The following is a 19,595-nucleotide window of genomic DNA, read 5'->3' on the forward strand; positions in this document are numbered from 1 at the left end:
GTCAAGGCGCAGACAAAAGGCAAGTCCGATGATTCTGACCCATGCAACGGTTGCGACGATGGTGGCGGGTTACTGCCTGATCCGCGATGCGGCGGTGGTGGTCGGCGGCGGGCTGATCCTCTGGGTCGGACCGATGACCGACCTGCCCGGCACATATGCCGCCCTGCCGCAGCGGCACATGGGCGGGCGGCTGGTCACCCCGGCGCTGATCGACTGCCACACCCATCTGGTCTGGGGCGGCCACCGCGCAACGGAATTCGAGATGCGGCTGAACGGGGCAAGCTATGCTGATGTGGCGCGCGCCGGGGGCGGCATCCTGTCCACCGTCGCCGCGACCCGCGCGGCCCCGGACGACGCGCTGCTGGCGGCGGCGCTGACCCGCGTTGACCAGATGCTGGCCGAAGGTGTCGGCACCATCGAGATCAAGTCGGGCTACGGCCTTGATGTGGAAACCGAACTGCGCATGTTGCGGGTGGCGCGACGCATCCCCGAACTGCGCGATGTGACGGTGCAGACCAGCTTTCTCGGCGCCCATGCCATCCCGCCCGCCTACGCCGGGCGCGCCGATGACTACCTGACCGAACAGGCCCTGCCCGCCCTGCGCGCCGCCCATGCCGAAGGTCTGGTCGATGCGGTTGACGCCTTCTGCGAAGGCATCGCCTTCTCGCCTGCGCAGGTGGCGCGGGTCTTCGCGCGGGCACGCGACCTCGGCCTGCCGGTCAAGCTCCATGCCGAACAACTGTCGAACCTCGGGGGGGCGGCACTGGCGGCGCGGCATGGCGCGCTGTCGGCCGACCATCTGGAACATCTCGACGCGGAGGGCGCGCGGGCGATGGCTGCGGCCGGAACCGTGGCGGTCATCCTGCCCGGCGCCTTCTACACCCTGCGCGAAACCGTGGTGCCGCCGATTGCCCTGCTGCGCGCCCACGGCGTGCCGATGGCGGTCGCGACCGACTGCAACCCCGGCACCGCGCCGATGACCTCGCCCGGCCTCGCGATGAACATGGCCTGCACCCTGTTCCGCCTGACCCCGCAAGAGGCGCTGCTCGGCACCACGGCCCATGCGGCCCGCGCGCTCGGCCTGCGCGACCGGGGCTCCATCGCGCCCGGCCTGCGCGCCGACCTTGCGGTGTGGGAGGCGGACCATCCCGCCGAACTGGCCTACCGCATCGGCGCCACGCCGCTGCACGCCCGCATCATCGGAGGCCGCCATGACGCCTGAAACCCTGATCCCGGGCGCCACGCCGCTGGCGCAACTGGAACGGCTGTTCCGCAACGGCGCCCCGGCCCGGCTGGACCCCTCGGCCCGTGCAGGCATCGAGTCTGCCGCCGCCCGCATCGCCACCGCCGCCGCAGGATCGCAGGCGGTCTATGGCGTGAACACGGGCTTCGGCAAGCTCGCCAGCCTGAAGATCGCGGCGGAAGACACCGCGACCCTGCAACGCAACCTGATCCTGTCGCATTGCTGCGGCGTGGGCGAGCCGATGCCGCGCGACGTGGCCCGGCTGATGCTGGCGCTGAAACTGCTCAGCCTCGGGCGCGGCGCGTCGGGCGTGCGGTGGGAAATCGTGGCGCTGCTGGAAGGGATGCTGGAACGCGGCGTGACGCCGGTGATCCCGGCGCAGGGCTCGGTCGGGGCCTCTGGCGATCTGGCACCGCTGGCGCATATGGCCGCCGTGATGATCGGCGAAGCGCAGGCAGAGGTTGGCGGCGTGGTCCTGCCGGGCGCGCAGGCGCTGGCAAAGGCGGGGCTGACCCCCGTCACGCTCGGCCCCAAGGAGGGCTTGGCGCTGATCAACGGCACGCAGTTTTCCACCGCCTACGCGCTGGCGGGCCTGTTCGGGGCGTGGCGGGCGGCGCAGGGCGCGCTGGTAACCTCTGCGCTGTCCACCGATGCCATCATGGGATCGACCGCCCCCCTGCACCCCGAAATTCACGCCCTGCGCGGCCACGCGGGCCAGATCGAGGCCGCCGCCACCCTGCGCGCCCTGCTCGACGGCTCCGAGATCCGCGAAAGCCACCGCGACGGCGACACCCGCGTGCAGGACCCCTACTGCATCCGCTGCCAGCCGCAGGTCACCGGCGCCGCGATGGACGTGCTTCGCATGGCCGCCCGCACGCTGGAGGTCGAGGCCAACGCCGCCACCGACAACCCGCTGGTTCTGTCGGATGGCCAGATCGTCTCGGGCGGCAACTTCCATGCCGAACCGGTGGGCTTTGCCGCCGACATGATCGCGCTGGCAATCAGCGAGATCGGCGCGATTGCGCAGCGCCGGGTGGCGCTGATGGTGGACCCGACGCTCAGCTTCGACCTGCCCCCGTTCCTGACGCCGAACCCCGGCCTGAACTCCGGCCTGATGATCGCCGAGGTCACCACGGCCGCGCTGATGAGCGAGAACAAGCACCTCGCCACCCCCTGCGTCACCGATTCCACGCCCACCAGCGCCAATCAGGAAGACCACGTTTCCATGGCCGCCCATGGCGCGCGCCGCCTCGCGCGCATGGTCGCCAACCTGAATGCCATTCTGGGGGTCGAGGCGATCTGCGCCGCACAGGGCATCGACTTCCGCGCCCCCCTTTCCACCTCCGCCTCGCTGAAACGGGTGGTTGCCCGCCTTCGGAAAGACGTGGCGACGCTGGGCGAAGACCGCTACCTCGCCCCCGATCTCGAAGCCGCGACCCGCCTGATCGCCAGCGGCGCGCTGACGGATGCCGCCGCCCTCCCGCTGCCCGCCTTTCATCTTGGCTGAAATATCCCGCGGGGGTCCGGGGGCGCGAAGCCCCCGGTTCCCCTGCCGGACGACAAGGACCGCATCATGACCCGCCACAACACCCGCGACATCTTTCCCGCCACAGGCTCGACAATCACCGCCAAAAGCTGGCTGACCGAGGCACCGATGCGGATGCTGATGAACAACCTGCACCCCGACGTGGCGGAAAACCCGCACGAACTGGTGGTCTACGGCGGCATCGGACGCGCCGCCCGGACGTGGGAAGATTTCGACCGCATCGTGGCGACGCTGAAAACGCTGGAGGAGGATGAAACCCTGCTGGTCCAATCCGGCAAGCCGGTCGGCGTGTTCCGCACCCACGTGGACGCGCCGCGCGTGCTGATCGCCAATTCCAATCTGGTGCCGCACTGGGCGACCTGGGACCATTTCAACGAACTCGACAGGAAGGGTCTGGCGATGTATGGCCAGATGACCGCCGGGTCGTGGATCTACATCGGCACGCAGGGCATCGTGCAGGGCACGTTCGAAACCTTTGCCGAGGCCGGGCGGCAGCACTACGGCGGCAATCTGGCGGGCCGCTGGATCCTGACCGGGGGCCTTGGTGGCATGGGCGGCGCGCAACCGCTGGCTGCGGTGATGGCCGGGGCCTGCTGCCTCGCGGTGGAATGCGACGAGACGCGCATCGATTTTCGCATTCGCACCAGATACCTGGACGCCAAGGCTCACACATTGGATGAAGCTCTGGCGCTGATTGCCGGTTGGACGGCGAAGGGCGAGGCGAAGTCGGTCGGCCTGCTCGGCAACGCCGCCGACGTGTTCCCCGAACTGGTCGCGCGTATGAAACAGGGCGGCCCGCGCCCCGACATCGTCACCGACCAGACCAGCGCCCACGACCCGCTGCACGGCTACCTGCCCCAGGGCTGGAACGTGGCCGAATGGCGCGCAAGGCAGGAAACCGACCCCAAGGCCGTCGAGAAAGCCGCCCGCGCCAGCATGAAGACCCATGTCGCCGCGATGGTCGATTTCTGGAACGCGGGCGTGCCGACGCTCGACTATGGCAACAACATCCGGCAGGTGGCACTTGACGAGGGGCTGGAAAACGCCTTCGCCTTCCCCGGCTTCGTGCCCGCCTACATCCGCCCGCTGTTCTGCCGCGGCATCGGTCCGTTCCGCTGGTGCGCCCTGTCGGGCGACCCCGAGGACATCTACAAGACCGACGCCAAGATGAAGGAACTGTTCCCTGAGAACACCCACCTGCACCAGTGGCTCGACATGGCGCGCGACCGCATCGCCTTTCAGGGCCTGCCCGCCCGGATCTGCTGGATCGGCCTCGGCGACCGGCACAAGGCGGGACTGGCCTTCAACGAGATGGTGCGCTCGGGTGAATTGAAAGCCCCGGTGGTGATCGGCCGCGACCACCTGGATTCCGGCTCGGTCGCCTCTCCCAACCGCGAAACCGAGGCGATGAAGGACGGCTCCGACGCGGTGTCGGACTGGCCGCTGCTGAATGCGCTGCTCAACTGCGCCAGCGGGGCGACCTGGGTCAGCATCCATCACGGCGGCGGCGTCGGCATGGGCTTCAGCCAGCATTCCGGCATGGTGATCTGCGCCGACGGCAGCGACGACGCCGCTCGCCGCCTGACCCGCGTGCTGTGGAACGACCCCGCCACCGGCGTCATGCGCCACGCCGACGCGGGCTATGACGAGGCGCTGGCCTGCGCCCGCGAACACGCCCTGCGCCTGCCGGGCATCCTGGGCAACTGAGCGTCCTTACCCGACACCGCACCGTCCACCCATTTCTCGGGCACAGCAGATGGGAACAGCCAGTCAGGGCCCTGGCTCCCCAATTTCTCATTGGCCAGGATACCCTCGGGGGTGATGCGCGCCGGGAAAACCTTCCGCTGGAAGGTTTTCAGCGCAGAACGCCCGGCCCGTGGCCGGGCTGGGGGGGCAGACAGCCCCCCGGCGCCAGCCGCAAGACCACCATCAGATCGTGGCCACCGTCGCCCCGCCGTCCAGCAGGATGTTCTGCCCGACGATGAACCCGGCATGCATACTGCACAGGAAGGCGCAGGCCGCGCCGAATTCGTCGGCGGTGCCGTAGCGGCGGGCGGGAATCGTCGCCTCGCGGGTGGCGCGGGCCTCTTCGAGGCTGATGTTCTGCGCCTTCGACACGCCGCCATCCAGCGCCACGGCGCGGTCGGTGTCGTGAATTCCCGGCAGCAGGTTGTTGATCGTCACGCCAAACGGGGCCACCTGCCGCGAGGTGCCCGCGACATAGCCGGTCAGCCCGGTGCGCGCGGCGTTCGACAGGCCAAGCTGCGGAATCGGCGCCTTGACCGATTGCGAGGTGATGTTGACCACCCGGCCCCAGCCCCGGTCCATCATTCCCGGCAGCAGCGTGGTCATCAGCGCGATGGGGGTCAGCATGTTGGCATCCAGCGCCCTGATGAAATCCTCGCGCCGCCAGTCCTGCCACAGGCCCGGCGGCGGGCCGCCCGCGTTGGTCACCAGGATGTCGATCTGGCCCGCCTGTTCCAGCACCGCCTCGCGGCCCTCGTCTGTGGTGATGTCGGCGGCCACCGCCGTCACCTCGATGCCATGGCGCGCGCGCAGCATTGCCGCCGCCGCGTTCAGCGCATCGGCGCCGCGCGCGTTGATCACCAGATCGACGCCCGCCATCGCCAGTGCCTGCGCGCAGCCATAGCCGAGCCCCTTCGACGAAGCGCAGACCAGCGCCCGCTTGCCGCGTATTCCCAGATCCATGGCATATACCCTCCTGCGTTCCGGCGTTCAGTCCTAGCAGGCGTGGGCCTGCCGGGAAAGGGCGACGGGTGATTCGCCCTGCCGCTGCGCGCCCCTTGCCCCCTGCCGCCACGTTCCGGCACTGTGGCGCCGGACGCGACAATCCGGCCGGTCCCGTCGCAGCCGTTTCGCATCTTCACGGATCAGTGTGCCCCGGTTGACGCGGGGCCAGAGACCTTGATACCTCTGCAAGGGCTTGGTGGGGACCGGAGCACGCCCGAAACTTCGATGAACCCTGGATTGGCCGCCGACATGACCGCCCCGAAAGCACCCTTGCCAGACCGCCACGCCCTGCCCGGCCACGCCTGTCAGGTGTTCGAGGCCGACTCGATCTTCGTGTCCTCCGGGGCGAACATCGGTGACGGCATCGGCGGCACCGAGGCGGCCTGCCTCGGCGATGTCTATGAACTCGACCGGAACGCCCGTGCGCTGCGACTGGTGGTGACGCGCGTGGCGCAGGGCGGGGTTCAGCATGTGGCCCCCGGGTCCGAGGTCGGGGTGCCGGGCGAACCCGTGCGGCTGGACGCGCGCTTCACCCTGCTGGCCCCCGACGGCGACCGCGTCGAACTGCTGATCCTGCGCCATGGCGGCGCGGCGGGGGGCTGCTTTGCGCTGCCCCTGTCACCGATCGGGGCGCGGATCGACTACACGCTGGTCAAGATCGACCCCGAACCCGAAGCGGCGCTGCTGGCCGACCTGATGTGCGTGTCCTTCGCGCGCGGCACGATGATCACCCTGGCCAACGGCGAGCAGCGCCCGATCGAGGCATTGTCGCCGGGCGACCGGGTGCTGACGCGCGATCACGGCGCCCAGAAGGTGCGCTGGGTCGGGCGCGCCGCGCTGAAGGCGCTGGGAGCCTTTGCCCCGGTGGTGATCTCGGCCGGGGCGCTGGGCAACGCGGGCGATCTGATGGTAAGCCAGCACCACCGGATGTTCCTGTATCAGCGCGACCGCAGATCGGGTCTCGCGACCTCGGAACTGCTGGTGCAGGCCAAGCACCTGATCGACGGCGACCGGATCTTCCTGCGGCCCGGCGGCTATGTCGACTACTTCAGCCTGGTGTTCGACCGGCACGAGATCATCTATGCCGAGGGCATTCCCGCCGAAAGCCTGCTGGTGACCGAGGCGACGCTGTCGCGCCTGCCCGCCGATCTGGCCGACGAGGTGAAGGCCCGCTTCCCCGGCCTGAACCAGAACCAGCATTTCGGCACCGAGGCCGGGCGCAACCAGCTTGACGCGATTGCCGTGCCCGCGCCCGCCAAGCCGCCGCGCGCCGGGGCTGCACGCTGACCGCCCTTCCTGCCTGCCCTGGACGGTAGACGCCGCGCGCCGCTTGGGCTAAAGCCCCTGCCATGTTGGACACGCCGAACCGCCCCGCCCTGCCGCCCGAAATCGCCCGCCGCCGGACCTTTGCGATCATCTCGCATCCCGACGCCGGCAAAACCACGCTGACCGAAAAGTTCCTGCTGTTCGGCGGCGCGATCCAGATGGCGGGGCAGGTCCGCGCCAAGGGCGAGGCGCGGCGCACAAGGTCGGACTTCATGAAGATGGAGCAGGAGCGCGGGATTTCGGTCTCCGCCTCGGCCATGTCGTTCGACTTCCGGCAGTATCGCTTCAATCTGGTCGACACCCCCGGCCACTCCGATTTCTCGGAAGACACCTACCGCACCCTGACGGCGGTCGATGCCGCGATCATGGTGATCGACGGGGCGAAGGGCGTCGAGTCGCAGACCCGCAAGCTGTTCGAGGTCTGCCGCCTGCGCGACCTGCCGATCCTGACCTTCTGCAACAAGATGGACCGCGAATCCCGCGACACCTTCGAGATCATCGACGAGATCCAGCAGAATCTTGCGATCGACGTGGCGCCGGCCTCCTGGCCGATCGGCATGGGCCGCGATTTCCTCGGGTGCTACGACATCCTGCATGACCGGCTGGAACTGATGGACCGCGCCGACCGCAACCGGGTGGCGGAATCGATCAAGATCGACGGGCTGTCGGACCCGAAGCTGGCCGACCACATACCGGCCGAACAGCTTGCCAAGCTGCGCGAGGATCTGGAGATGGTCGAGGCGCTGCTGCCGAAGTTCGACCGCGCGTCGTTTCTGGAAGGCCACATGACGCCGATCTGGTTCGGCTCGGCGATCAACTCGTTCGGGGTCAAGGAACTGATGGCCGGCATGGGCGAATACGGGCCCGAGCCGCAAATCCAGAAAGCCCGCGAACGCCAGATCGCGCCCGAGGAAACCACGGTCACGGGCTTCGTGTTCAAGGTGCAGGCCAACATGGACCCCAAGCACCGCGACCGGGTGGCCTTCGTGCGCCTTGCCTCGGGGCATTTCCTGCGCGGGATGCGGCTGAACCACGTCCGCACGAAAAAGCCGATGGCGATCACCAACCCGGTGCTGTTCCTTGCCGCCGACCGCGAGCTGACCGAGGACGCCTGGGCGGGCGACATCATCGGCATCCCGAACCACGGGCAGTTGCGGATCGGCGATGCGCTGACCGAGGGCGAGGCCCTGCATTTCACCGGCATCCCCAGCTTCGCGCCCGAACTGCTTCAGGGCGTGCGCGCGGGCGACCCGATGAAGGCCAAGCATCTGGAAAAGGCGCTGATGCAGTTTGCCGAGGAAGGCGCCGCCAAGGTGTTCAAGCCGATGATCGGCTCGGGCTACATCGTCGGCGTGGTCGGTGCGCTGCAGTTCGAGGTGCTGGCCAGCCGGATCGAGCAGGAATATTCGCTGCCGGTGCGGTTTGAAGGCTCCAACTTCACCTCGGCCCGCTGGGTCAGCGGCCCGAAGGCGGAAGTCGAGCGGTTCGTGAACGTCAACAAGGGCCACATCGCGCAGGACAGTGACGGCGATCTGGTGTTCCTGACCCGCCTGCAATGGGACATCGACCGGATCGGGCGCGACTACCCCGAGGTCAAGCTGACCGCGACCAAGGAAATGATGGTGTGACCGAAGGGCAAATTGCCCTTTCCGGGCGGTTTGCTATCCTGTGTCCCTGGATGCGGCGGGTCGGGATGCCCGGGGCTAAAACCGGGGAAACGGGATGAATCCGATCAATACGGCAATCGGCCGCGCACTGGCCAGTTTTCTGGAAAAGCAGACCGCGGGCTATGTGCCCTTTGCCGTCACCCCACCGCACAGCCTGCTGTCCACCCTGCGCCCCGGCGACGTGCTGCTGGTGGAAGGCGACCGTCGGGTTTCGGCGGCGATCAAGTATCTGACCCATTCCACCTGGTCACACTCGGCCTTCTATGTCGGCGGCGATGCGGCGACCGCGCTGATCGAGGCCGACCTGCAGGCAGGCGTGCGCGCCGTGCCGGTCGCGACCTACCAGAACCTGAACACCCGGATCTGCCGCCCGGTGGATCTTGCCCCCGAGGATCTGGCGCGGGTGATCGGATTCATGCAGGCCAGCATCGGCAAGAGCTACGACCTGCGCAACGTCGTCGATCTGGTGCGCTATCTCTTGCCGCACCCCCCCGTTCCGCAGCGCTTTCGCCGCCGGATGCTGGCGCTGGGGTCGGGCGACCCGACGCGCGCCATCTGTTCGTCGCTGATCGCAGAGGCGTTCCAGAGCGTGCGCTACCCGATCCTGCCCGAACCACGCCCCGACCGCGACGATGCCTTCACCGAGGAAATGGACCGCATCCGCCACCATTCGCTCTACACCCCGCGCGATTTCGACCTGTCGCCCTATTTCCGCGTGATCAAGCCGACGGTGGAAGAGGCGTTCGACTACCGGCAACTGCGCTGGTACGGCGGCTGACCCGGCGCGCGGAAAGGTTTTTTTTCGCACAGCAACCCGCCCTTTCTGCACGGCACAACCGCGCATCCTGCCGGGTTAAACGCCACATTTCGCCAGGGTTGCCTGACATTTCGCCCGATCTTTCGGCCATTCATGCGGCCATGGTGCCGCACCCGCCCCTTGCGCACCCGCCCGCGACCCGATCTTAGTCCGCCCGATCCCTAGCGCGAGGCTGCAATGACCCTGACCGGCAATGTCCATTCCCTGCTTGAAACCCTTGGCGTGACGCTGACGGCGGGCCCCCTGCCCGCCCGCAGCCCGATCACCGGCGAAACGCTGGCAGAGATTGCCGAACATTCCCCCGCCGAGGCCGACGCCGCCATCGCCGCCGCCCACGCGGCCTATGCCGAATGGCGCAGCGTGCCAGCCCCGCAGCGCGGCGAACTGGTGCGGCTTTTGGGCGAGGAGCTGCGCACCCACAAGGCGGCGCTGGGGCGGCTGGTGTCGATCGAGGTCGGCAAGGTGGTTTCCGAAGGGGCCGGCGAAGTGCAGGAGATGATTGACATCTGCGATTTTGCCGTGGGCCTGTCGCGCCAGCTATACGGGCTGACCATCGCCTCGGAACGCCCGAGCCACCGGATGATGGAAACCTGGCACCCGATCGGGGTGGTGGGCATCATCTCGGCCTTCAACTTCCCGGTTGCGGTGTGGTCGTGGAACGCGGCGCTGGCGCTGGTCTGCGGCAATGCCGTGGTGTGGAAACCGTCGGAAAAGGCGCCGCTGAGCGCATTGGCGACGCAGGCGCTGCTGGGCCGCGCGATTGCGCGCTTCCGCGCGGCCGGGGGCCAGGCACCCGAGGGGCTGGCCGCGCTGCTGATCGGCGGGCGGGCGCTGGGCGAGGCGCTGGTGGAAAGCCCGTCGGTCGCGCTGGTGTCGGCCACCGGATCGACCGCGATGGGCCGCAGCGTCGGCCCGCGCGTCGCCGCGCGCTTCGGGCGCAGCCTGCTGGAACTGGGCGGCAACAACGCGGCCATCGTCACAGCCTCGGCCGACCTGGACCTGACGCTGCGCGGCGTGGCATTTTCCGCCATGGGCACCGCGGGCCAGCGTTGCACCACCCTGCGCCGCCTGTTCCTGCATGACAGCATCGCCGCCAGCTTCCTGCCGCGCCTGAAGGCCGCTTACGGCTCGGTCAAGGTCGGCAACCCGCTGGAGCAAGGCGTGCTGATCGGCCCGCTGATCGACGCGGCCGCGCTGGGGGCGATGCAGGCCGCGCTGGACGATGCCCGCGCGGCCGGCGGCACCGTGACCGGCGGCGAAGTGGTTGACGGCCCGGGCGGCGCCTATGCCCGCCCGGCGCTGGTCGAGATGCCGCAGCAATGCGGCCCGGTGCTGCGGGAAACCTTCGCGCCGATCCTCTACGTCATGACCTACAGCGATCTTGATGCGGCGATGGCCGATCACAACGCGGTGCCGCAGGGCCTGTCGTCGTCGATCTTCACCAACGACCTGCGCGAGGCCGAGGCCTTTCTGTCGGCAGCCGGGTCGGATTGCGGCATCGCCAACGTCAACATCGGGCCATCGGGCGCCGAGATTGGCGGGGCGTTCGGTGGCGAGAAGGAAACCGGCGGCGGGCGCGAAAGCGGGTCGGACGCGTGGAAGGCCTACATGCGCCGCGCAACCAACACGATCAACTACGGCCGCACCTTGCCGCTGGCGCAGGGCGTGACCTTCGACATCGGCTGACCGGCTGCAACCGGCGGGTGCAGGGCGGCATCAAACACCCTGCCCCGCCGCAGATCGCAAAAATTTCCTTCAAGATCATATCGAAAGGGCCTTGCCACAGGCCCTGTCGCCATGCTGACATCCCCGTCGAATTCAGGGGGAAAATGGATGGCAATTGCGACTTTCGGTTCGGGTGTGGCCAGTTCGATCAGCACCATTCTGTCCGGCATCGACCGCTTGGCAGGGGATGTGGACTTCGTATCGGCCACCCCGACCGCTGCCGTCGTGACTGACGGCATTTCGGTTTTCACCGTAAGCGGAACTGGGCTGCAATACGGCCTCGTCGGCGGCTCGCCCGCGCTGATTGGCGGTGTGATCGACAGCGTTGTCGAGACGATCAATGGTGTGATGCAGGTTTCCATTGCCGATCTGAAAATGAACGCCGCGGATTTCTCGAATGCGGTCAGGCTTGAGGTTACGGGTTCCGACAACGGCGCGATCGAGCGGCTGTTTCTCGACCTCGACTGGACCTACATCGGAAAGGGGAATGCCGACATCCTGAACCCCGGCACAAGGTCGCCCGACGGGATCGAACTCAATCTGATGGGCAATGATCTGTTTCGCGGCAACGGCGGCAACGACCGTTTCGCGCTTGGCGACGGCAATGACCGGGGCTATGGCGGGGCCGGAGCAGACCGGATCTGGGGCGGCGCAGGCAACGACAGGCTTTACGGCGATGCGGGCAATGACGTGCTGACGGGCGATGCCGGTCGTGACATGCTTTATGGTGGCCGCAATGCCGATACGCTGACCGGCGGTGCGGGCAAGGACACGCTGGATGGCGGCACCGGCAACGACGTGCTGGCGGGCGGTCCGGGCGCCGACACGTTCGATTTCCGCACCGGAGACGGTGCCGATGCGATCACCGCCTTCAACGCGGCGCAGGATGTCATCAGGATCGACTCCGCCTCGGCGCCGGCGGTGACGGCGCTGCAACAGGGCAACGGGGTCAGCATCGAATACGGCAACGGCGACACCATCCTGCTGATGGGCGTCAATGTGGCCGACATCGTGATTGGCGACAACCTTCTGCTGGTCTGACGCTTCGCCGGGGGCCGATCATCATCCGGCCCCCGGCGGGACTTGCAAGCGCAGGGCTTCGCCGCAATGATCGCGCCTGATGAAGTCGCCAAGGATCGCAGCGTGACCGCCACCCAGGCCACCTACCCCGACGCCCCGGAAAGCCTGATCACCCATTGGGAAAGGCGCCGCGCCCGGCTGACCTTCGCGCCGGGCGAGGCCCTGCCGCCGCTTGATGTCGATCTGGCCGCGCTGGCTGCGGCCAGACTGCCGGCAGAGGTGCCGCCCCTGGCCAAACCGGCCAGTCCGCACGCGCAGAAACGCCATGCCCTGATGCAGGAACTGGCGGGGCAAAGCGAACTGGCGCTGTTGAATGCCCTGCTGATCGCGCATCTGCGCAAACGGCGCTATCCGCGCAACACCACCCGCCTGTTCCGCCGGATCTGGGTCGAGCAGGGGCCGTTCCTGATGGGCGAGTTGTCGACGCGCTGGCTGATCTCGTCGATGATCACCTTTGCCGACCATGGCGAAACGGAAGCGCAGCGCCGCCTCCGGCAATCGCTCAACATCCTGTTTTCGCTGATGAAGCTTTACGAATATGAACGCAGCTACACCGGGCTGGAACCGTCACGCCCCTTCAGGAACGGCCCGCGCAACATCGCACCCCTGCCGCTGGGAATGCCGGAATTCGCGCTGGCGACCGGCGGGCTCGACATCAACCTGCTGGCGCCGATCTGGAAAGAGGCGCAGGAAGAACCGGTGATCGGGCCGCTGGCCTGCCACCTTCTGGCGGCGCTGAACGCCGACCCCGGCAACCTGTTCCGCCGCATCACCCAGATGCGCGTCAAGCTGCGCCGCCGCCGCGCCGCCCGCGCAACCGCGGATTGAAGCCGAATCACCCCGCCCCTCCCCTGCCACCAGACCGCCGCCGGAGGTCAGAATGGCGCCCGCCCCACCCCTGACGGGCCAGATTCGGCGCCATGCGACACGAAAAGGCAGAAACCTTGACCTTGGAGGGAAATTCGGATAATCCGCAGGCGAGCCTTCGGGCCAAAGACGCCGGGGCGCCCGGATATGCAGCGTCCCTGAATTCAATGCGGTCCGATACCGCATCCACAGGACGCACATGACCAAGTTTTCCGACCTTGCGCTGGACCCCCGCGTGCTTCAGGCCGTGCAGGAAGCCGGCTACGAAACCCCGACCCCGATTCAGGCCCAGGCCATTCCCCATGCGCTGGCAGGCCGCGACGTGCTGGGCATCGCCCAGACCGGCACCGGCAAGACCGCGAGCTTCGTGCTGCCGATGATCACGCTGCTGGGTCAGGGCCGCGCCCGCGCCCGGATGCCGCGCAGCCTGGTGCTGGCGCCGACCCGCGAACTCGCCGCCCAGGTGGCCGAGAATTTCGAGACCTACGCCAAATACACCAAGCTGACCAAGGCGCTGCTGATCGGCGGCGTGTCGTTCGGTGAACAGGACAAGCTGATCGACCGTGGCGTCGATGTGCTGATCGCCACGCCGGGCCGCCTGCTCGACCATTTCGAGCGTGGCAAGCTCTTGCTGACCGGCGTGCAGATCATGGTGGTGGACGAGGCCGACCGGATGCTCGACATGGGGTTCATCCCCGACATCGAACGCATCTTCAGCCTGACCCCCTTCACGCGCCAGACCTTCTTCTATTCGGCCACCATGGCGCCGGAAATCGAGCGCATCACCAACACCTTCCTGACCAGCGCGGTCAAGATCGAGGTGGCACGGCAGGCGACATCCTCGGAAACCATCGAACAGAAGCTGTTCGCCATCACGCCCTCGCGCAAGGACCAGAGCTTTGCCGACAAGCGCGCCACCCTGCGCGCGCTGATCCGGGCCGAGGGCGAAAGCTGCACCAACGCGATCATCTTCTGCAACCGCAAGATGGATGTCGACGTGGTTGCCAAGTCGCTGAAACAGCACGGCTTCAACGCCTCGCCCATTCACGGCGACCTTGACCAGTCGGTGCGGACCCGCACGCTGGACGGGTTCCGCGATGGCACGGTGCATCTGCTGGTCGCCTCTGACGTGGCGGCGCGCGGCCTGGACATTCCGGCGGTCAGCCATGTGTTCAACTTCGACGTGCCCTCGCACCCCGAGGACTATGTGCACCGCATCGGCCGCACCGGGCGGGCCGGGCGCAAGGGCAAGGCCTTCACCATCGCCACGCCCTATGACGACAAGTATCTGGCGGCGATCGAGCATCTTGTGAAACAGCCGATCCCGCGCGGCACCCTGCCGGAAGGCTTTGCCCTGCCCGAACCCGGCGAGGCACGCGCCACCACGAAACCCGAAGGCCGCAGCAGCAGCGGGTCGAGCCGCAGCCGGGGCGGCAGCAGTTCCAGAAGCCGCGAACGGGGCGAAGACCGCCGTCCGCCGCGCGATGCCGAAGCGACCGAGGTGCCAGCCGTCGAGGCCGCGGCCACCGAAGCCGTTCGCGAAGAACGCATCCCCCAGCCCCGCCGCGAGGAACCCCGCCGGGAAGAACCTGTGCGCGAGGACGCCCGCCGGGAAGAACCGCGCCGCGACGACCGCCGCCGCGATGCGCCGCGCGATGACCGCCGCGACCGCTATCCGCGCGACAACAGCCCCGGCGTGGTCGGCATGGGCGACCATGTGCCCGATTTCATCCTGCGCAGTTTCCGCATCGAGACCGTCACGCCCGACGAGCCGGAAACCGAATCGGTCGGTGAAGCCAGCGAAAGCTGACGACACCAACGCTGACGTTACCAACAGAAAGGGGCGCCGCAGCGCCCCTTTTTCTTCATGCGCCGGTCAGCAGGTCATTCCGCCAACAGGCGGCTGACGACCACCGTGACCTCGGGCTTCTTGCCGATCTCCTCCATCGAGACCTGACGCACGATCCGGCGCGTGGCCTCGTCGAGCTTGTCATCGTCGCGCAGCACCTTGGCCCCGGCGCGGCTGAGAAACTCGCCCAGTTCGGATTCCAGCGTTTCCGACAGCACAGCCCCGGTCTTGCCGCGGGCAGGCAGGCCCATCAGTTCCACCCAGGCATCGCCCAGCGGCGCGTCGGATTCGTCAAGCAGCACCGTCACCAGCGCATGGCCGTTCAGCGCCATGCGGATCCGGTCGCGCACCACCCCGTCACGCGCCCCGATCATCACCGAACCGTCAAGGTAGGTGCGGCCGGTCTCGATGAACTCGGCCACTTCCGGCGTCCTGCCGGTCAGGTCGATCAACATGCCGTTGGTCACCACTTCCGAGGCGATGCCCTTGGCGGTGGCGATGCGGGCATGTTCGCGCAGGTGGCGGTGTTCGCCGTGCATCGGAATCAGCATCTCGGGGTTCAGCGCGTGATGCATGGTTTCAAGGTCAGGCCGGTTGGCATGGCCCGAGACGTGGTAGAGCCCGTTGCAGTCATCGACAATGTCGACGCCCATCTCGCTGAAGGCGTTCATGATGGCGATCACGCCGCGTTCGTTGCCGGGGATGGTCTTGGACGAGAACAGGAACAGGTCGCCCTCCTTCATCTCCATCCCCAGATACTTGCCGCGGCTGAGCTGCGCCGAGGCGGCCCGGCGTTCGCCCTGGCTGCCGGTGACGATCAGCATCAGGTTGCCGCGCGGCACCTCCATCGCCTGTTCGGGGCTGAGCATGGGGGGGAAATCGGTCAGCACGCCCGACTCCTGCGCCGCCGTGACCATGCGCTTCATCGCCCGGCCCAGCAGGCAGACCGAACGGTCCGCCGCCCGCGCCGCCTCAGCCAGCGTCTTCAGCCGGGCGACGTTGGAGGCGAAGGTGGTGGCGACCACCATGCCGCGCGCGCCCTTGATCAGGTCGCGCAGCGGTTCGCGCAGCGTGGTTTCCGACCGGCCGGGATGGGGCGAGAACACGTTGGTGGAATCGCACATCAGCGCCTTGACCGGCACCTCGGCCGCGATGCCCGCGAAATGCGGCGCATCCCAGGCCTCGCCCACCACCGGGCTCGCGTCGAGCTTGAAGTCGCCAGTATGCACGATCCGCCCGCCGGGCGTGTCGATGATCAGCGCCGAGCTTTCCGGGATCGAATGCGCCACCGGCACGAACTGCACCTTGAACGGCCCGGCCTCGACCACGTCGGGGCGGGTGCCGACCACGGTAATCGCATCCTGCGGATGGCCGTGTTCCTCGAACTTCAGCCGGCCGATGGTGGCGGTGAAGCGGCGGGCGTAGATCTTCGATTTCAGCCGGGGCCAGAGGTGGCCCAGCGCGCCGATGTGGTCTTCATGGGCGTGGGTGATGAAGATCGCCTCGATCCGGTCGCGCCGGGCCTCAAGCCACGAAATGTCGGGCATGATCAGATCGACGCCGGGGGTTCCATCCATGTCGGGGAAGGTCAAGCCCAGATCGACCACGATCAGGCGTTCGCGGTCTTCCGGCCCGTAGCCGTAAACATAGCAATTCATCCCTATCTCCCCCGCGCCACCGAGGGGGAGGTAGATCAGTCGGTTCTTGGCCATACGTTTTCCAGTTCCTTGTTAACGTCCGTTCAGGACGACGGTCTTTCCGCGGTCACGCGGCATTCAGTTGGCTGATCAGGACGAGACCATGCATGGTCAGATCGTCCTCGACAGCGTCAAATAGGTCGGTTCCCTGATCGAACAGGGGGGCAAGCCCCCCCGTGGCAATCACCCGCATCGGGCGTTCGCGCTCCAGACGGATCTGGCGCACGATGCCTTCGACCAGGCCGATGTAGCCCCAATACACGCCCGATTGCATACAGGCCACCGTATTCGTGCCGATGGCGGATTGCGGTTTCGTGACATCGACATGCGGCAGCGCCGCAGCGGCCATATGCAGCGCCTCCAGGCTGAGGTTGACGCCGGGGGCAATGACGCCGCCGATATAGGCTCCGTCGATGTCCACCACGTCGAAGGTGGTGGCGGTGCCGAAGTCGACCACGATCAGGTCGCCGCCATGCCGGTCAAACCCCGCCACGGTGTTCACCAGCCGGTCCGGCCCGACCGTGGTGCCCTGATCGACGCGCGGGGCCACCGGCAGCCTGCATTCCGGCTTGCCCACCACCAGCGGGCGGCAGTCGAAATAGCGGTTGCAGAGCACCCGCAGGTTGAACACCACGCGCGGCACGGTGCTGGAAATGATCGCCTCGTTCACCAGCGCCTCGGTCCTGGTCAGCATCATCAGCGACGACAGCCAGACGAAGTATTCATCCGCCGTGCGCTTGTGGTCTGTGGCGATGCGCCAGGTCGCGAGGAAACGGCTGCCATCCCAGATGGAAAACACCGTGTTGGTATTGCCGCAGTCGATCGCCAGAAGCATGTCTGCCCCCTTTTCAGAAGAAAACTTCGGCCGCCGGAATCGCCTCGCGCCCGGTGGCGGTGTTCAGGATCAGCGCGCCACTCTGGTCCAGGGTCTCGAAGATGCCCTCGCGGGTGTGGGTTCCGGTGCGGGCGCGGATCGGCTGGCCCAGCCGGGCGGCGCGCGCCAGCCAGGCGGCGCGGATCGGGGCAAAGCCGTGGTCCACAAACGTCGCCTCGCGCGCGGCATAGGCCGGGGCCAGCGCATCGAGGAACGCCTCGGGCGTCACGCGCAGCCCGGTCTCGCCCAGCAGGCTGACCGGGCGCAGCGCGCCGACTTCCACCAGCGCGGGGTCGGGGGCAGCAATCAGGTTGACGCCGATGCCGATCACCAGATGCGTGACCCGCCCGCCCTGCCCGGCACTTTCCAGCAGAATCCCTGCCAGCTTGCCACCGTTCAGCAGCACGTCATTGGGCCATTTCAGGGTGAAGGCATCGGCCAGCCCGGTCAGCCCGGCGCAGGCGTCGTGCAGCGCCAGCGCCGCCACAAAGGACCGCAGCGCCACCTGTTCGGCAGGTTCGCCCGGGGTCATCACCAGCGAGGCGTGGAAATTGCCGCGCGGGCTGGCCCAGGGCCGACCGCGTCGCCCGCGCCCGCCGGTTTGCGTCAGCCCCAGCACCCAGGCGGGGCCGGGGGCGCGGCGGGCGGCCTCGGCGTTGGTGCTGTCGACCTCGTCCAGCACGACGCGCGCAACACCGGCCGGCCAGGCGGCCTTAGCGGACAAGCGATTCCGCCGCGATGGCTGCCAGCGGCTCGATGCCCAGCAGGTTGATCACGCCGAACACCATGATCAGCGCCGACCCCATCAGCATGACCCATTGCACCGGCACCGTGCGGCTGATCATGGATTCGCCGTCCTTGCCGAAATACATGAAAAACACCATCCGCAGGTAGTAGTAGGCCCCGATCACCGAGGCCAACGCCCCCGCCACCGCCAGCCAGACCATCCCGGCATCGACCGCGGCCTTCAGCACGAAGAACTTGCCGAAAAACCCGACCATCGGCGGCACGCCCGCCATGCTGAACAGCAGCACCAGCAGCGCCAGCGCCTTCAGGGGGTCACGCCGGGCGAACTGGTTCAGCCCGTCGATGGCGGTGATCGGCTTGCCATCCCGTTCCATCGACAGGATGAAGGCGAAGGTGCCGATGTTCATGGTGACATAGATCGAAATGTAGACCAGCGTCGCCTGCACCCCCTGCGCCGTTCCCGAGGCCAGCCCGACCAGCGCATAGCCCATGTGGGCGATCGAGGAATAGGCCATCAGGCGCTTGATGTCGCGCTGACCGATGGCGGCAATCGCGCCAAGGAACATCGAGGCCACCGCCAGCGCCGCCAGCACCTGCCCCCAGTCGCCGGGGATGCCGCCAAAGGCGTCATGCACCACCCGCGCGATCAGGCAGATCGCGGCGACCTTGGGCGCGGTGGCGAAGATCGCGGTGATCGGGGTCGGCGCGCCCTCATAGACATCGGGCGTCCACATGTGGAATGGCGCCGCCGAAACCTTGAACGCCAGCCCCGACAGCATGAACACCAGCCCGAACAGCAGCCCCAGCGGCACCTCGCCGCCCAGCGTGCTGAGGATGCCCGAAAACAGCGTCGTCCCGGCAAAACCATAGACCAGCGACGCGCCGTAAAGCAGCAGTCCCGACGACAGCGCCCCGAGCACGAAGTATTTCAGCCCCGCCTCGGTCGACTTGATGGAATCGCGCCGCAGGGTGGCGATGACGTAAAGCGCCAGACTTTGAAGCTCCAGCCCCATGTAAAGCGTCATCAGGTCGCCCGACGACACCATCACCATCATGCCGATCACCGACAGCGCGACCAGGATCGGGTATTCGAAGCGCAGCAGGCCCCGCCGTTCCATGTATTCCTGCGTCATCACCAGCACGGCGGCGGCCGACAGAAGCAGCGTCACCTTGGCATAGCGCGAGAACGGATCGTCGACGAACATGCCGCCAAAGGCCGTGCGCGCGCCGGTGCCTGCGACCCCGGTCCACAGGGCCAGGGCGGCAAACAGCCCCGCGGTGGCCCAGACCAGCGTTGGCGCGGTGTTGTCCTTGCCCATGAAGGCCCCGAACATCAGCGCAGCCAGCGCAAAGACCGCAAGCACCACCTCGGGCAGCACGGTATAGAAATCGGCGGGGGTCATCGG

General features: G+C 67.6%; 15 protein-coding genes. 10 read left to right on the forward strand and 5 right to left on the reverse strand.

What is annotated here, in order from left to right:
- Positions 1 to 28: 28 nt before the first annotated feature.
- The 3 genes from hutI (at position 29) to hutU (ending at position 4,496) form a co-directional block, all read left to right on the forward strand.
- Entirely contained in the window at positions 29 to 1,222 is a 1,194-nt protein-coding gene (gene hutI / locus RNZ50_14110) for an imidazolonepropionase (GenBank protein ID MDT8856130.1), read from the forward strand.
- Positions 1,212 to 2,750, forward strand: a complete 1,539-nt coding sequence (hutH, locus tag RNZ50_14115; GenBank protein ID MDT8856131.1) for a histidine ammonia-lyase — start codon at positions 1,212 to 1,214, stop codon at positions 2,748 to 2,750. Before hutI ends, hutH begins: the two co-directional genes overlap by 11 nt.
- A gap of 66 nt (positions 2,751 to 2,816) precedes the next feature.
- Positions 2,817 to 4,496 (forward strand): urocanate hydratase, encoded by a 1,680-nt coding sequence (gene hutU, locus RNZ50_14120; protein MDT8856132.1) that lies wholly within the window; start codon positions 2,817 to 2,819, stop codon positions 4,494 to 4,496.
- A 222-nt stretch (positions 4,497 to 4,718) separates the two neighbouring features.
- Here hutU and RNZ50_14125 read toward each other — a convergent pair whose 3' ends face one another.
- Positions 4,719 to 5,498 (reverse strand): SDR family oxidoreductase, encoded by a 780-nt coding sequence (locus tag RNZ50_14125; GenBank protein MDT8856133.1) that lies wholly within the window; start codon positions 5,496 to 5,498, stop codon positions 4,719 to 4,721.
- Positions 5,499 to 5,789: 291 nt separating this feature from the next.
- Here RNZ50_14125 and RNZ50_14130 point away from each other — a divergent pair, with 291 nt between their 5' ends.
- The 7 genes from RNZ50_14130 (at position 5,790) to RNZ50_14160 (ending at position 14,832) form a co-directional block, all read left to right on the forward strand.
- Positions 5,790 to 6,827, forward strand: a complete 1,038-nt coding sequence (locus RNZ50_14130; GenBank protein MDT8856134.1) for a Hint domain-containing protein — start codon at positions 5,790 to 5,792, stop codon at positions 6,825 to 6,827.
- Positions 6,828 to 6,889: 62 nt separating this feature from the next.
- On the forward strand, positions 6,890 to 8,494 hold the full coding sequence (locus tag RNZ50_14135; protein MDT8856135.1) for a peptide chain release factor 3: 1,605 nt from the start codon (positions 6,890 to 6,892) through the stop codon (positions 8,492 to 8,494).
- A 94-nt stretch (positions 8,495 to 8,588) separates the two neighbouring features.
- A complete protein-coding gene (locus RNZ50_14140) occupies positions 8,589 to 9,311 on the forward strand; it encodes a lipo-like protein (GenBank protein MDT8856136.1) in 723 nt (240 codons plus the stop codon).
- 216 nt (positions 9,312 to 9,527) lie between these two features.
- A complete protein-coding gene (locus tag RNZ50_14145; protein MDT8856137.1) occupies positions 9,528 to 11,036 on the forward strand; it encodes an aldehyde dehydrogenase family protein in 1,509 nt (502 codons plus the stop codon).
- Positions 11,037 to 11,183: 147 nt separating this feature from the next.
- The gene (locus tag RNZ50_14150) at positions 11,184 to 12,116 is read left to right on the forward strand and encodes a calcium-binding protein (GenBank protein ID MDT8856138.1); all 933 of its coding nucleotides are present in this window, start codon (positions 11,184 to 11,186) and stop codon (positions 12,114 to 12,116) included.
- Positions 12,117 to 12,218: 102 nt separating this feature from the next.
- Positions 12,219 to 12,983 (forward strand): hypothetical protein, encoded by a 765-nt coding sequence (locus RNZ50_14155; protein ID MDT8856139.1) that lies wholly within the window; start codon positions 12,219 to 12,221, stop codon positions 12,981 to 12,983.
- A gap of 238 nt (positions 12,984 to 13,221) precedes the next feature.
- Entirely contained in the window at positions 13,222 to 14,832 is a 1,611-nt protein-coding gene (locus RNZ50_14160; protein MDT8856140.1) for a DEAD/DEAH box helicase, read from the forward strand.
- A 74-nt stretch (positions 14,833 to 14,906) separates the two neighbouring features.
- Here the strand turns inward: RNZ50_14160 and RNZ50_14165 are convergent, their stop codons facing one another.
- The 4 genes from RNZ50_14165 to nuoN are packed head-to-tail and all read right to left on the reverse strand — an operon-like array spanning position 14,907 to position 19,592.
- Positions 14,907 to 16,583, reverse strand: a complete 1,677-nt coding sequence (locus RNZ50_14165) for a ribonuclease J (GenBank protein MDT8856141.1) — start codon at positions 16,581 to 16,583, stop codon at positions 14,907 to 14,909.
- Between the two features lie 52 nt (positions 16,584 to 16,635).
- Positions 16,636 to 17,403 carry a type III pantothenate kinase gene (locus RNZ50_14170; protein MDT8856142.1) on the reverse strand — a complete coding sequence of 256 codons (768 nt, stop codon included), beginning with the start codon at positions 17,401 to 17,403 and terminating at the stop codon, positions 16,636 to 16,638.
- 13 nt (positions 17,404 to 17,416) lie between these two features.
- Complete coding sequence (locus RNZ50_14175; GenBank protein ID MDT8856143.1) at positions 17,417 to 18,166, reverse strand: biotin--[acetyl-CoA-carboxylase] ligase; 750 nt, start codon at positions 18,164 to 18,166, stop codon at positions 17,417 to 17,419.
- A complete protein-coding gene (nuoN, locus tag RNZ50_14180) occupies positions 18,156 to 19,592 on the reverse strand; it encodes an NADH-quinone oxidoreductase subunit NuoN (protein ID MDT8856144.1) in 1,437 nt (478 codons plus the stop codon). Before nuoN ends, RNZ50_14175 begins: the two co-directional genes overlap by 11 nt.
- Positions 19,593 to 19,595 lie beyond the last annotated feature (3 nt).

The sequence above is a fragment of the Paracoccaceae bacterium Fryx2 genome (genome assembly GCA_032334235.1).
Classification (GTDB): domain Bacteria; phylum Pseudomonadota; class Alphaproteobacteria; order Rhodobacterales; family Rhodobacteraceae; genus JAVSGI01.